Raw genomic sequence first — 12958 nt, 5'->3', positions numbered from 1 at the left:
CAAGCTCCGAAGATTGGGATCAGTAAAGCGTGTCCGACAGGCCCTGCGAGGCATCCAGCAGCGCCTCTGCCCGCCCTGCCCCGGCGATCAGGACATGGGCCGTTTCGCCGATCTGGAACCAGGTGATGCTCTGGTCCGCGGCCTCGTGCGCGCGCGGCATGGTGACCTGAAAGCCGCCCGTGCGCACCGCGAAGTGGCTGACCTGCCCCAGCCTGGGGGTGTCGAAGAGGATCTCGATCCCCGGCCCTTGGGGCGAGGGAAAGACCTGCGCGTCCCGCACTGTCCAGGACGGATCGAAGCCCGGCAGGCGGATGCCGGTTGCGGCGCGCAGTTCGTCGGGGTCCAGAAGCGCGCTTTCGGGCTGCGAGGACATGGCCGCGCGCAGAAGGCTGACCTCGTGCGCGGACAGGGCCGCCGTGACCATGGGCGGCGTCGGCGTGGAGGCCTGGCTTTCGCGCACCGACAGGGGCGTCAGCCCGGCATGGGCCAGCCAGCCCAGCGATACCAGCATGACTGCCGGGACAAGGCGCAGCATCCGGCGCAGCCGGGCGTCGCGCCGCCGTGCCCGCGCCAGTCGACGCCCGGCCTTCAACAGGGTCGGCGGTGCGGGTGGGGGCGCCAGCGCCCGGCGCAACTCGCGCTGCAGCGCCATGTCCCGCATGACGCGGGCCGCAGCCTCGGGGTTCCGGCCGAGGTGCGCCTCGATTTCGCAGCGCTGCAGGTCGGACAGCTGGTCATCGACATAGGCATCGAGGTCCAGTTCGGTGATCTGCGGATCATCTTTCAGCATCCTGACCTCCCACCAGCCTGAGCGAGGGCCGTGCGGGCGCCTCGCCTTCCTCGTAGGCCCGCAGCCGGGCGCGGGCGCGCGAGACGCGCGACATCACCGTGCCCGGCGGGACGCCCATCAGGGCGGCCGCCTCGGCGTAGGACAGCCCCTCGATGGCGATAAGCTGAAGCGCCTCGCGCTGGTCGTCCGGCAGGTCAAGGAAGGCCTGCCGCAACTGCGACAGACGCAGGACGCTGTCCTGCGGCGCCTCGATCGCGCAGGGGCTCAGTTCGGCATAAGCCGCCTCGCGGCGGCTGACGCTCTGGCTTTGGCGGCGTCGGTCGAGGAAGCGGTTGCGCAGGATGCCCCGCAGCCAGGGCCCGGGCGCCTGCCTCGCCGCCAGTTGCCGCCGCTGCTCGTGCCCGCGCAGAAGCGCATCCTGCACGAGATCATCGGCCTCGGCCCGGTCGCGGGTCAGGGCGAAGGCATAGCGCCGCAAGGGCGTCAGAAGTGCAAGGATCGGGTCGCGTCCGGTCATCTTGGAAAGATAGACGGAACAGACGGCGGCTTTCTTCCCGAGGGCCTAAAGATATTTTCGGACGCTCGGCGTCCCTTGCAACACGGTGGCTGCAACCGGCGTATGAATGGCGCCTGCCTAGCAGGCCGGAGGATGCTTGCGCGCGGACCGGTTGCAGAGACGCCCGTCACAGCCCGCCCACGCAGCGTTTCAGGCGCTTGAAGGTGTTTCCCGCCCCTGTCCGGGCCTTGAGAAAGCGCAGCTTTCCAGAAGGCGAGAGGGATGCCGCCCCGCTTAGCGCCGCCCGTTCACCACATGAAACGCAGCGTGCGCAGCACCTCGAACCAGTCGCTGCGGATGAAGCGAAGGCGGCGGGGCTCGGGATAGTCGACGCCGGGGAAGAAGCTGCCGCGATAAGCGTCGCGCGGGGTCGCGAACTCCACCTCGACCTCCCATTGGTCAGCCAGCGGGGGATGGCTGCGGGAAGGCAGGTCGGACAGGGCCGCCGCGACGCCCTCGCGGATCATTTCACGGGCGCGGACAGGGGTCACCGAGGAGGTGGCGGGGCCGAAGCCTTGGCTGACGGGAACCGTCACGATCCCCGGCGCCAATCCTGCCGCCGCCGCGCAGATGCCACTGTCGCCCGACAGGAAGGCCGAGGGCACGCCCAGCGACGCCGCGGTCAGCGCATTGACAGTGAATTCCGAGGCAAGCGCGCCGTTGATCGTCAGGCGCATCACCTTGCCGTTGAAGCTGTGCGCCAGCGGATTGCTGTCGGTGCCGGCCGCGTCGTGATAGCCGGTATAGATCGCCGCCGCGCAGTCGCCGTCGATGCCGAACATCATCGAATGCGGATGGCCTGCCCAGTCCCGGATGATCCGCACCTGCGGCGGCAGCCGGTCCACCAGCAGGTTGCGGCCGGTGTGATGTGCGTCCTTGATGACGATCTCGGTCGCGCCCGCCCGCAGGGCGCCCTCGCAGGCGGCGACCACCTCGGCGGTCATCAGTTCCTGGAACTCGGGATATTCAGGCTTGTCGCGCTCGGTCTCGGGCCAGCAGGTGATGCCTGCGGTGCCTTCCATGTCGGCGCTGATGAAGACTTTCATTCGTGGGCTCCCCGCCTTCGGCGAGGCGCGAGGCTGTGCCGGAGCCGCTGAAAACACAAGAAGAATTTTTCAGAGAGTTTCCTTGCCACCTCCGCGCCAACGGCTAACCTGCCCCGGACAGAACATCCCGGAGGATCAATGGGCCCGGTTGCGGATCTCGTCCTGAGAGGCGGCACAATCTGGTGCGGGGCGGGTTTGCCGGTCGCGCAGGCACTGGCGGCTTGGGGCGGCAGGGTTCTCGCGGTGGGAAGCGAGGCCGAGGTCGCGCCGCTGATCGGGGCGGACACGCGGGTCGTGGACCTGGACGGGCGCTTCGCCATGCCGGGGCTTTACGACGACCACCTGCACCTCATCTCGACCGGGCTGGTGCTGGGCCATGTCGATGCCTCGCCCCAGGCCGCGCCGACGCTGGACGCCCTGCTGGACGCGGTCCGGGCGCGGGCGGCCGTCACCCCCAAGAGCGAATGGATCCGGGCGCGGGGCTACGAGCAGCAGAAGCTGGACATCGGCCGCCACCCGCACCGGACCGAGCTGGACGCCGCGGCGCCCGATCACCCGGTGTGGCTGACGCGCGCCTGCGGCCATGTCTCGGTCGCCAACAGCCGCGCGCTGGAGCTGGCGGGCGTGACCGCCGCCACCTCCGCGCCCGAGGGCGGCGTGGTCGAGGTCGAGAACGGCACCCTGACCGGGATGCTGGCCGAGAACGCCCAGAACCTGGTCAGCAACCACATCCCGACGCCGGGCGTGGACGAGCTGATCGACGCCATCGAGGCGGGCGGGCGGCAGTTGCTGGCGCATGGCATCACCAGCTGCATGGACGCCGCCGTCGGCATGATCGCCGGCATGGACGAGATCCGCGCGTATCACCTTGCCCGGCGCGACGGACGCCTGCCCGTGCGCGTCTCGCTGACGCTGCTGGGCGATCCGGGCACCTCCATCGTCGAGCCCTGCTTTCAGGCGGGCCTTGTCACCGGGGTCGGGGACGAGATGCTGCGGGTGGGCGCGGTCAAGATCTTCCTCGACGGCTCGCTGGGGGGACGGACCGCATGGGTAAGCCGCCCCTATCGCGGCCAGCCCGACAACTTCGGCGTGCAGATGCTGCCGACCCAGCAGCTGGAAGGGCTGGTCGCGGATTACCATGTGCGGGGCTACCAGATGGCCTGCCATGCCATCGGGGACATGGCCATCGGCCAGCTGATCGGCGCCTATGAAAAGGCGCTGGCCGCCCATCCCGATCCCGACCGCCGCCACCGGGTCGAGCATTGCGGCTTTTCCACGCCCGAGCAGCACGCGCGCATGAAGGCTGCAGGCATCGCGCCCTCGCCCCAGCAGGTCTTCGTCCATGATTTCGGCGACAGCTATCTTGCCGTCATGGACGAGGAGGTGACGCGAAGCTGCTCTCCTCTGAAGACCTGGCTCGACATGGGCTTCCGGCCGGGGACGGGCAGCGACTCGCCCGTCTGCCGCACCGATCCGCGCCCGAACCTGCACCAGATGCTGACCCGCCGGACCTGGAAGGGCACGGTCATGGACGCGCGTGAGATCGTGGACAACGAGACCGCCCTGACCGTCTATACCGAGAACGGCGCTTGGCTGGCGCATGAGGACGGTTTCAAGGGCCGGCTGCAGCCGGGCATGGCGGCCGACATCGCCGTCTTCTCGCGCGATCTTCTGACCGCCATGCCCGAGCAGATCCTGAACGACACCGTCTGCGAACTGACGGTGCTGGGCGGCCGCGTGGTTTTCGACCGCAACGCCGCCTGACGACACAAACAACAATAAACTGGGGAGTAATGACGATGACGATCAGAGCCACCATCGGTGCCCTGCTGCTGGCGGGCACCGCGCTGTGCGCACCCGCGACCTGGGCGCAAGAGGTGCAACGGGGCGGGACGCTGAACTTCACGGCGCCCTATGGCAGCAGCGTGGGCACGCTGGACATCACGGCCTCGGCCGAAGTCCAGACCGAGATCGTGGCCCATGCGATGCATCGCAGCCTGTACAAGTGGAACCCCGAGACCGGCAAGCCCGAGCCCGACCTGTTCACCGAGGTGAGCGTCAGCGACGACGGGCTGACCTACACCTACAAGCTGCGCAGCGACGCGGTCTTCCACAACGACAAGCCCTTCACGGCTGACGACGTCATCTTCAGCTACAACCGCATAGCCACCCCGGCGACCGCCTCGCCCAGTGCGAACTTCATCTCGCGCATCAAGGGCTTCGACGAGGTCCAGGGCGGCAGCGCGACCGAGATGTCGGGCCTGAGGAAGATCGACGACCACACGCTGGAGATCACCTTCACGGCAAGCCAGGACCCCGGCTTCGACCTGATGCAGAACTACGTCCCGATCTATCCGTCGAACGTGGACGGCAGCACGCAGGCGACCCAGCCGGTCGGCCTCGGGCCCTTCCGCTTCGTCGAGCATGTTCCCGGTTCGCGCGTCAGCTTCGAGCGGTTCGAGGGCTTTTTCGGCCAGGATGACCAGCCCTACCTGGACCGCCTCAACATCATGATCATGGGCGAGGCGGCGGCCCGCGACGTGGCCTTCCGCAACCGCGAGATCGACGTCTCGGTCCTGGGCAGCCAGCAGTACCAGGAATACCAGGCCGATCCCGATCTGTCGAAGGGCCTGCTGGAGGTCGCCGAGCTGTTCACCCGCGTCGTCGGCTTCGACACCACGAAGCCGCCCTTCGACGACAAGCGCGTCCGCCAGGCGGTCAACTACGGCATCGACAAGCAGCTGATCATCGACAAGCTGGTCAAGGGCAAGGCCTTCCCGGCGGTGGGCTTCATGCCCACGACCTCGCCCGCCTTCGACCCGAACGCGCAGGGCTATGCCTATGATCCCGAGAAGGCCAAGGCCCTGCTGGCGGAGGCGGGCCACCCCGACGGCATCGACCTGCCGGTGATCGCCAACCAGAACGAAAGCTGGGGCGCCCCGATCGTCGAGGCGATCATCCCGATGCTGTCCAAGGCCAACATCCGCGCCAGCGTCGAGCCGGTCGAGAATGCCGTGCTGGAAGACCGCATCACGGGCGGTGACTTCACCTCGTTCATCTGGTCGCTGTCGAGCGGCCCTGACCCGCTGAACATCCTGCGGTGCTTCTACAGCAAGACCGCGCAGTCGGCCTGCAACTACACCAAGTTCAGCAACCCCGAGGTGGACAGGCTCTACGAGGCCGCCCAGCAGGAACGCGACGAGGCCAAGCGCAACGACCTGATCCGCCAGGCCGACGGCATCATCCGCGAGGAAGCGCCCTACTGGTTCTTCAACTACAACAAGGCGGTGATGGCCTATCAGCCTTGGGTGCACGGGCTGAAGGGCAACCCGCAGGAACTGGCGATTCAGGACTACGACAAGATCTGGATCGACGACAGCGCGCCCGCCGACCGCAAGCCGCAGTAAGGCCGGGGGTCCCGCGGCGTGCCGTCGCCGCGGGACCTTTCCTTCAACAACGACGAGGGACGGAAGAATGGGCCGTTACGTCCTGCGGCGGCTGCTGCAGATGATCCCGACATTGCTGGCGGTGGCCGCGCTGATCTTCCTGATCTTCAGCGTCCTGCCCGGCAGCTTTGCCGGTACCATGACGGGTGGCGGCCGACGGGCGCTGTCGCCCGAGCTGGTCGCCCAGATCAATGCCCAGTTCGGCCTGGACAAGCCGCTGCCGGTGCGGTTCTGGGACTATCTGGTGCGGCTGGTGCAGTTCGACCTGGGCACCTCGTTCCGCACGCGCGAGCCGGTGATCGATCTCATCGCAGCGCGCATCTGGCCCTCGCTTCAGCTGGCGCTGGCGGCGATGACGCTGGCCGTCACAGTCGGCATCCCCCTTGGCTTCCTGGCCGCCATGCGCCCCGGCAGCCTGCTGGACAGCGTCACGATGATCGGCGCGGTGTCCGGGCTTTCGATGCCGCAGTTCTGGCTGGGCCTGCTGCTGATGTATGTCTTTGCGCTGCAACTCGGCTGGCTGCCCAGCTTCGGTTATGGCGAGGGGCGGCTGCGCAACCTGATCCTGCCCGCGATCGCCCTGGGCTTTGCGCCGATGGCCCTTCTGGCGCGGACGACACGGGCGGGCGTGCTGGAGGTCATGTCCTCGGACCACATCCGCACCGCCATGGCCAAGGGCGACAGCCCCGCCCAGATGGTCCGCTGGCATGTCGTGCGCAACGCCATGGTCCTGATCGTGACCACGCTGGGCCTGCAGATCGGCTCGCTGCTGGGGCAGGCACTGGTGATCGAGAAGCTCTTCTCCTGGCCGGGCCTCGGCTCGCTGATGGTGGACAGCGTGGCGATCCGCGACATCCCCGTGGTGCAGGGCACGATCCTGGTGATCGTGCTGTGGTTCCTCGTCATCAACGTGCTGGTCGACCTGGTCTATGCCGCGATCGACCCGCGCATCAGCCTTCGGTGAGGACGCGCGTCATGCACATTCCCTTCCGCCTGAACCTGACGCTGGGGCTGGCGCTGGTGTCGCTGGTGATCCTTGGGGCGGTCTTCGCGCCCCTGCTGACCTCGCACGACCCGATCCTCGACGCCGACCTGATGAACTCGGAAATGCCGCCCTCGTGGGACCACTGGTTCGGCACCGACAGCCAGGGGCGGGACGTCTTCTCCCGCGTTCTTCATGGCGCCCGGGTCTCGCTGACGATCGGCATCGTGGCGCAGGCCATCAACTCGACCATCGGCATCGCCCTGGGCCTGTCGGCGGGCTACTGGGGCGGCTGGTGGGACGACGTGGTCAACGGGCTGACGAACCTGATGCTGGCCATCCCCTCGCTGGTCTTCGCGCTGGCCATCATGGCGGTGCTCGGGCCCGGCGTGATGAGCCTGCTGATCGCCCTCGGCCTCACCAACTGGAGCTGGAGCTGCCGCATCACCCGCAGCGCCGTCATGTCGCTGAAGTCGCAGGGCTACGTTCAGGCGGCGCGCACGCTGGGTTACGGCGACATCCGCATCATGCTGACCCAGCTGCTGCCGAACATCGTCGGGCCGGTCCTCGTCATGGCGACACTCGGCATCGGCGAGGCGGTGCTGGCCGAAGCGGCGCTGTCCTTCCTGGGCCTGGGCATCCGCCCCCCGGCGCCGTCCTGGGGCAACATGCTGACCGACGCGCGCGAGGCGATCCGCAGCGTCCCCTGGGCCACGATCTTCCCCGGCCTTGCCGTCTTCATCACGGTCCTCGGCTTCAACCTGCTGGGGGACGGGGTGCGCGACTGGCTGGACCCGCGCATGCAGGTGCGCGCATGAGCGGACCCCTGCTGGACATCCGCGGCCTGACCATCGGCATCCCGAACCGGGCCGGTCCCCCGCTGGAGATCGTCCGCGACCTCAGCTTCGACATCATGCCGGGCGAGGTCTTCGGGCTGGTGGGTGAATCGGGCAGCGGCAAGTCGGCCTCGGCGCTGGCGCTGATGGGCCTGAACCGCCGCCCGCTGACGACCTTGCGGGGACAGGCGCTTTACGGCGGGCAGGACCTACTGGCGATGCCGCGCCGGTCCATGCGCAAGCTGCGCGGCAACCGCATCTCGATGATCTTCCAGGAGCCGATGACGGCCCTGAACCCGCTGGCCCGCATCGGCCGCCAGATCGCCGAGATGTTCGTGCTGCACCGCGGGCTCTCCTGGTCCGAGGCGCGCCCCAGGGCGGTCGAGGCGCTGGCCGCCGTGCAGGTCCCGAACCCCGAGGACCGCGCCCGCGCCTACCCGCACCAGCTGTCGGGCGGGTTGCGGCAGCGGGTGATGATCGCCATGGCGATGGCCTGCCGCCCGGACCTGCTGATCGCTGACGAGCCGACGACCGCACTGGACGTCACTGTCCAGGCCGAGGTGCTGCGCCTGATCCGCGAGTTGTGCGAGCGAGAGGGCACGGCCGTGCTGCTGATCAGCCACGACCTTGGCGTGATCGCCCAGATGTGCCAGCGGGTCGGCGTCATGGCGAACGGCCGCCTGCTGGAACTGCGCGACGCCAGGGCCCTGTTCACCGACCCGCGCCACCCTTACACGCGCGGCCTCCTCGCTGCCCTGCCCCGCCTCGGCAGCCGCGCCACGGAAGGCCGCCACCGGCTGGCCGATCTCGACATGACCATCGACCGCAATGCCCCCGACTTCGCCGCGACGCACCTGATCCCCAGGGGAGAACCCGCATGAGCGCCGCACCCGATCCCGCCGGCGCACCGATCCTGAAAGTCGAGGACCTGCACGTGCGCTTTCCCGTTTCGGGCGGTCTGCTGGGGCGCAAGCGGACCCTCCACGCGGTCAGCGGCGTTGACCTTTCGGTCCAGCCGGGCCAGTGCCTCAGCCTTGTCGGGGAAAGCGGCTGCGGCAAGTCCACCACTGCGCTGGCGATCATGGGCTTGCAGCCGCCCAGTTCCGGCGCCATCACGGTCGAGGGGCGCCCGGTCTATGGCCCCGGCGCGCCCGACCGGCGGGCGCGGGCGCGGCTGGCGCAGATCGTCTTCCAGGACCCCTTCTCGACCCTGAACCCACGCGAGACGGTGGGCCGCGCCCTGTCCCAGCCCCTGATGCTGCATGGCGTGCGCAGCCGCGCAGAACGGGCCGAGCGCGTGGCCACTGCCTTGCGGCAGGTCGGCCTGCTGCCCGAGCACGCCGCCCGGTATCCGCACGAATTCTCGGGCGGCCAGCGCCAGCGCATCGGCATCGCCCGCGCCCTGATCTTGGGCCCCCGCCTGATCGTCCTGGACGAGCCGGTCAGCGCGCTGGATGTCTCGATCCGCGCGCAAATCATCAACCTGCTGATGGACCTGCAGCAGAACCTCGGCCTCAGCTACCTGATGATCTCGCACGACCTGGGCGTGGTCGAGCATGTCTCGGACCGCGTGGCGGTGATGTTCGCAGGCCAGATTGTCGAGGAAGGCGGCTGGCGCGAGGTCTTCACCGCGCCCGCCCATCCCTATACCCGGCGGCTGATCGAGACGATCCCGAATCCCGCCCGCCTGACCGGCGGCGCAAGCGAGATCCTGCCCCCCGCCCCCGAGCCGCCGTCAGGCAGCATCTTCTGGCCCCCCGTGGACCGCCGCCCCGACATCAGCCAGCCGCCCGAGCCCAGTGCCCTCGTGAGCATCGGAGAGGACCACCGGGCGCGGGTGCGCCCTGTCTGATCGCCGACATCAGTGGCCAAGCAAGCAACCTGCTGGCCACCGCATGATAATTTTACCGGCCAGAGCCCCGGCTGCCGGGGCGTGCTGGCGAGAGTTCCTGGTATCCACCCTGCCGAGACAGTGTGTGAGTGAGGAGCGCCATAAGGACTGGCGGCCTGGTCAGGCAGCGCTGCTTCACCGGCTACGCCCGGCGGAGCCTGTGCCTTCAGGCCAACCCTCTACCCGTGACGCGCAGGGTCTTCCTTACCCGTGTTTCCGAAGCCAGTCGGACAGCAGGGGACGCGCTGCTCCATCGCGTCCAGTAACCGCCGTCGCAGCACACATCGCGTTCAGGATGGCCTCCTCGGTCGTCTCGCAGGCCGCTCGGAAGGCGTCGTCGATGCGGTCGTCGGACATGCGCTCGAGGAACGAGACCTCGCTGGATGGCTGATGCGCGATGCGGTTGCGGGTGGTGAAGCCGAGGACGATGTCGCCACTGCCGTGGCCATAGAACGCCCCCGTCCGCGCAATCCCGGCCCCGGCCCGCCGGCAGATGCGCGCCAGCTGCCTCTGGTCCACGGGAAGGTCGGTCGCCAGGACCACGATGATCAAGCCCTTCTCCGCGTCCGGCGCCACTCTCGGATCGGGCCTGCGCCCGTCGGGCAGGATCAGGTCCCCGGCCTTGCCGAAGTTCGCCAGGACCAGTGCGCCCAAGACATGCTCGCGATCCTGCAGAACGATCCTGCGCGAGGCCGTGCCGATCCCGCCCTTGAAGCCGAAGGCGGTCATGCCGGTGCCCGCCCCGACCGAACCTTCGGCCACTTCCTCGCCCGCAAGTTCGATGGCGCGCAGTGCGTCGGCTTCTGTCACCGCCATCGCCTGGATGTCGGAAAGCACGCCGTCGTTGCATTCGCAGACGACCGGGTTAACCGTCGAGGTCGTGCGCCCGATCCCGGGGTTCTGGCCGACGGCATGCCGGATAAGCGCGTTGCAGCAGGTGCCGACGCCGAAGGTGTTGGTCAGCAGGATGGGCGTCTCGAGGCTGCCCAGTTCGGCCACCTGCACCAGGCCCGCGCTTTTGCCGAAGCCATTGATCACGTCCACGGCGGCGGTCAGCTTGGCCTGGAAAAGGTTCCCGGGCTGCGGGAGGATGGCCGTGACACCCGTATTCACGGCACCTACCGAGATCGTCACGTGGCCGACGCGCAGCCCCGGCACATCGGTGATGGCGTTGCCCCGACCCGTCGGCATTATCCCCGGAATGATCCCGAACTCGCGTATTCTGATCTTGTCTGCCCCCCAAGGTGGTACGTTTTCGGTCTTAGTGCATGACGGTCCTGGCGCTACCTTTGGGGTATTCTGCCGCCCTTGAAAAGTGGTCCTCCCTGAAGCCGGCTGTCGAGCCGGATGGAGGACGGAAGGATGCGCCAGAAGAAGCACAAGCCCGAGGAGATCGTTGTCAAGCTCAAGCAAGTGGACGTGCTGATGTCGCAGGGCCATTCGGTGGCCGACGCGGAGAAGGATCTTGAGGGAAGCTGCCTCGAGAAACTATTGAGCCCTGCCCGCCGACGTCGTGGCATCGATCACGTCCGGCGGATGTGTCGGCGGGAGTGAGGAGGATCAGGAAAGGCCCCGGTGGGGCGCCTCCCCGACGAAGCTGAAGGTGCTGCAAAGGCACCCCAAGAAAGCGAGGCTCTGGCTCAACGACGGGTCGTGCATCTGTCTGCAGCCAAAGCGGCTGAATTACGTCTACTGTTGTGAGCTCGTCGAGGCCCAAGCCCGTGACGGCAGGAAGTTTCGCATGCTCAACCTGATCGACGACCTCACCCGGGAATGCCTGACGATCCGGATCGATCGCAATTCTTGATAGACGGATGCCATCGATGTGCTGTCGGATTGGTTCATGCCTCACGTGGCGTGCCCGGACCCATGCGGTCCGGCAACAGCCCTGAGTCCGTGCCCACTGCAGTGCGCAGCTGGATCACCGCCTTCGGTGCCAGAACGGCCCATGTTGAGCCCGGATCACCTTGGAATGGAGGAAGCATAAAGCCAAGCTCCTCGCTCGTGTCCGCCGCCTGAAAGGGCAGATTGAGGCTGTCGAGCGGTCCCTAGAGGCTGACGCACCCTGTGGCGAGGTCCTGAACCTGGTCGCCTCCATCCGCGGCGCGGTCGGCGGCCTGACCGCGGAGCTGATCGAGGACCACATCCGCGAGCACGTTTCCAATCCGGCCCGGGACGAGGACGCCGCGCACGGACAGGCCGCAGGCGAGTTGATGGACATCATCAGGACTTATCTCAAATGAACATCCGCATCGCGGCTGACCAGCCCGCACGAGCATGTCTATCTCGGCGACAATCACGAGCGTAACGAACGCCGGACCTGGCTGGTCATAGCCATCACCGCCACGATGATGGTGGTCGAGATCACCGCCGGAAGCATCTTCGGCTCGATGGCGCTGGTTGCGGACGGCTGGCACATGTCGACCCATGCGGGGGCCATGCTGATTGCTGCACTCGCCTACGCTATGCCCGTCGCAACGCCCGCAACGAACGGTTCAGCTTCGGCACGGGCAAGGTGGGGGACCTGGCGAGCTTCGCGAGTGCGGTGGTCCTGGCGCTGATCGCGCTGCTGATCGGCTGGGAAAGCCTGATGCGGTTCTACAGTCCGGTTGCCACCAGCTTCCGCCAAGCGATTTTCGTGGCCGTGATCGGCCTGATCGTCAATCTGATCTGCGCCTGGCTGCTGCGCGAGGATCACGCGCATCACCACCATGCTCATAGCTATGAGCATAGTCACAGCCATGGACATGACCATCATTCCAACAGTCACGGTCATCATCATGAGCATGCAACCGACAACAACTTGCGCGCCGCCAACCTGCACGTCCTAGCCGATGCTCTGACTTCCATGCTGGCGATTGCGGCCCTGACGCTTGGCAGCCTGTATGGTTGGAACTGGCTGGATCCGATGATGGGTATTGTAGGGGCGGCAGTGATCGCCCGCTGGTTTTGGGGGCTGAGCCGCGATACGGGCCGGATCCTGCTCGACTACATGTCAGAGGATGAGGATTTGCCTGATGAAATCCGCTCCGCCTTGGAAACTGGCTCGGATCGGGTGACCGATCTGCATGTCTGGCAGCTTGGGCCGGGTCACCACGTCGCGATCGTCGCGATCCGGTCCAGGGAGCCGCTGGAGCCCGCTGCCTACCGCGCCAAGCTCTCGCATATCCACGACCTCTCGCATCTGACGATCAAAGTCGAGCGCGCCGCCTGAGTGAGGAAGAGCGATGGAAGGGGCTCATGAGGCCCGCCCACCGCCGCCCAAAGGCTTGCGGTCCATGCTGCACGGCTGTCTTCCTCAGCCGCGACGAATGTTCGGCTGACGTGTGATAGCTTGACGTCTACAGCCTCGCGATTTTAACTCGTCCCCATGGGGCCTGCGACCGCCCCACGAGGCGCCAGCTGAAGTTC

13 protein-coding genes and 1 pseudogene are annotated in these 12958 nt (G+C 67.4%); 9 read left to right on the top strand and 5 right to left on the bottom strand.

Annotation, left to right across the window (positions count from 1 at the left end):
• Positions 1–19: 19 nt before the first annotated feature.
• From BLQ03_RS14155 to BLQ03_RS14145, 3 genes are all read right to left on the bottom strand, one after another.
• A complete protein-coding gene (locus tag BLQ03_RS14155; RefSeq protein WP_090756983.1) occupies positions 20–790 on the bottom strand; it encodes an anti-sigma factor family protein in 771 nt (256 codons plus the stop codon).
• Complete coding sequence (locus BLQ03_RS14150) at positions 777–1307, bottom strand: sigma-70 family RNA polymerase sigma factor (protein ID WP_090756982.1); 531 nt, start codon at positions 1305–1307, stop codon at positions 777–779. Before BLQ03_RS14150 ends, BLQ03_RS14155 begins: the two co-directional genes overlap by 14 nt.
• A gap of 287 nt (positions 1308–1594) precedes the next feature.
• On the bottom strand, positions 1595–2392 hold the full coding sequence (locus tag BLQ03_RS14145; protein WP_090756981.1) for a M55 family metallopeptidase: 798 nt from the start codon (positions 2390–2392) through the stop codon (positions 1595–1597).
• A 138-nt stretch (positions 2393–2530) separates the two neighbouring features.
• Between BLQ03_RS14145 and BLQ03_RS14140 the strand changes: the two genes are divergently transcribed.
• From BLQ03_RS14140 to BLQ03_RS14115, 6 genes are all read left to right on the top strand, one after another.
• Positions 2531–4156, top strand: a complete 1626-nt coding sequence (locus tag BLQ03_RS14140) for an amidohydrolase (RefSeq protein WP_090756980.1) — start codon at positions 2531–2533, stop codon at positions 4154–4156.
• A gap of 35 nt (positions 4157–4191) precedes the next feature.
• Positions 4192–5799: an ABC transporter substrate-binding protein gene (locus BLQ03_RS14135; protein ID WP_090757007.1), complete on the top strand. Its 1608-nt coding sequence runs from the start codon at positions 4192–4194 to the stop codon at positions 5797–5799.
• Positions 5800–5866: 67 nt separating this feature from the next.
• The gene (locus BLQ03_RS14130) at positions 5867–6802 is read left to right on the top strand and encodes an ABC transporter permease (protein ID WP_090756979.1); all 936 of its coding nucleotides are present in this window, start codon (positions 5867–5869) and stop codon (positions 6800–6802) included.
• Between the two features lie 11 nt (positions 6803–6813).
• On the top strand, positions 6814–7638 hold the full coding sequence (locus BLQ03_RS14125; RefSeq protein ID WP_090756978.1) for an ABC transporter permease: 825 nt from the start codon (positions 6814–6816) through the stop codon (positions 7636–7638).
• Positions 7635–8537 (top strand): ABC transporter ATP-binding protein, encoded by a 903-nt coding sequence (locus tag BLQ03_RS14120; protein ID WP_090756977.1) that lies wholly within the window; start codon positions 7635–7637, stop codon positions 8535–8537. The genes BLQ03_RS14125 and BLQ03_RS14120 overlap by 4 nt, the downstream gene beginning before the upstream one ends.
• Complete coding sequence (locus BLQ03_RS14115; RefSeq protein WP_090756976.1) at positions 8534–9508, top strand: ATP-binding cassette domain-containing protein; 975 nt, start codon at positions 8534–8536, stop codon at positions 9506–9508. The genes BLQ03_RS14120 and BLQ03_RS14115 overlap by 4 nt, the downstream gene beginning before the upstream one ends.
• Before the next feature lie 243 nt (positions 9509–9751).
• Here the strand turns inward: BLQ03_RS14115 and BLQ03_RS14110 are convergent, their stop codons facing one another.
• Positions 9752–10738, bottom strand: a complete 987-nt coding sequence (locus BLQ03_RS14110; RefSeq protein WP_090756975.1) for a DmpA family aminopeptidase — start codon at positions 10736–10738, stop codon at positions 9752–9754.
• 171 nt (positions 10739–10909) lie between these two features.
• Here BLQ03_RS14110 and BLQ03_RS14105 point away from each other — a divergent pair, with 171 nt between their 5' ends.
• Positions 10910–11101 carry a hypothetical protein gene (locus tag BLQ03_RS14105; RefSeq protein WP_090756974.1) on the top strand — a complete coding sequence of 64 codons (192 nt, stop codon included), beginning with the start codon at positions 10910–10912 and terminating at the stop codon, positions 11099–11101.
• 413 nt (positions 11102–11514) lie between these two features.
• Positions 11515–11790: a metal/formaldehyde-sensitive transcriptional repressor gene (locus BLQ03_RS14095; protein WP_090756972.1), complete on the top strand. Its 276-nt coding sequence runs from the start codon at positions 11515–11517 to the stop codon at positions 11788–11790.
• A 53-nt stretch (positions 11791–11843) separates the two neighbouring features.
• On the opposite strand, the gene BLQ03_RS19210 is transcribed toward BLQ03_RS14095, so the two are convergent.
• Positions 11844–11987 (bottom strand): hypothetical protein, encoded by a 144-nt coding sequence (locus tag BLQ03_RS19210; protein ID WP_425415740.1) that lies wholly within the window; start codon positions 11985–11987, stop codon positions 11844–11846.
• On the opposite strand from BLQ03_RS19210, the pseudogene dmeF reads away from it, so the two are divergent.
• A pseudogene (gene dmeF / locus BLQ03_RS14090) lies at positions 11926–12761 on the top strand (CDF family Co(II)/Ni(II) efflux transporter DmeF). The gene BLQ03_RS19210 and the pseudogene dmeF sit on opposite strands and share 62 nt — an antisense overlap.
• Positions 12762–12958 lie beyond the last annotated feature (197 nt).

The organism is Paracoccus chinensis (assembly GCF_900102885.1).
GTDB lineage: Bacteria > Pseudomonadota > Alphaproteobacteria > Rhodobacterales > Rhodobacteraceae > Paracoccus > Paracoccus chinensis.
This window is presented reverse-complemented; position numbering and strand designations above follow the sequence as displayed.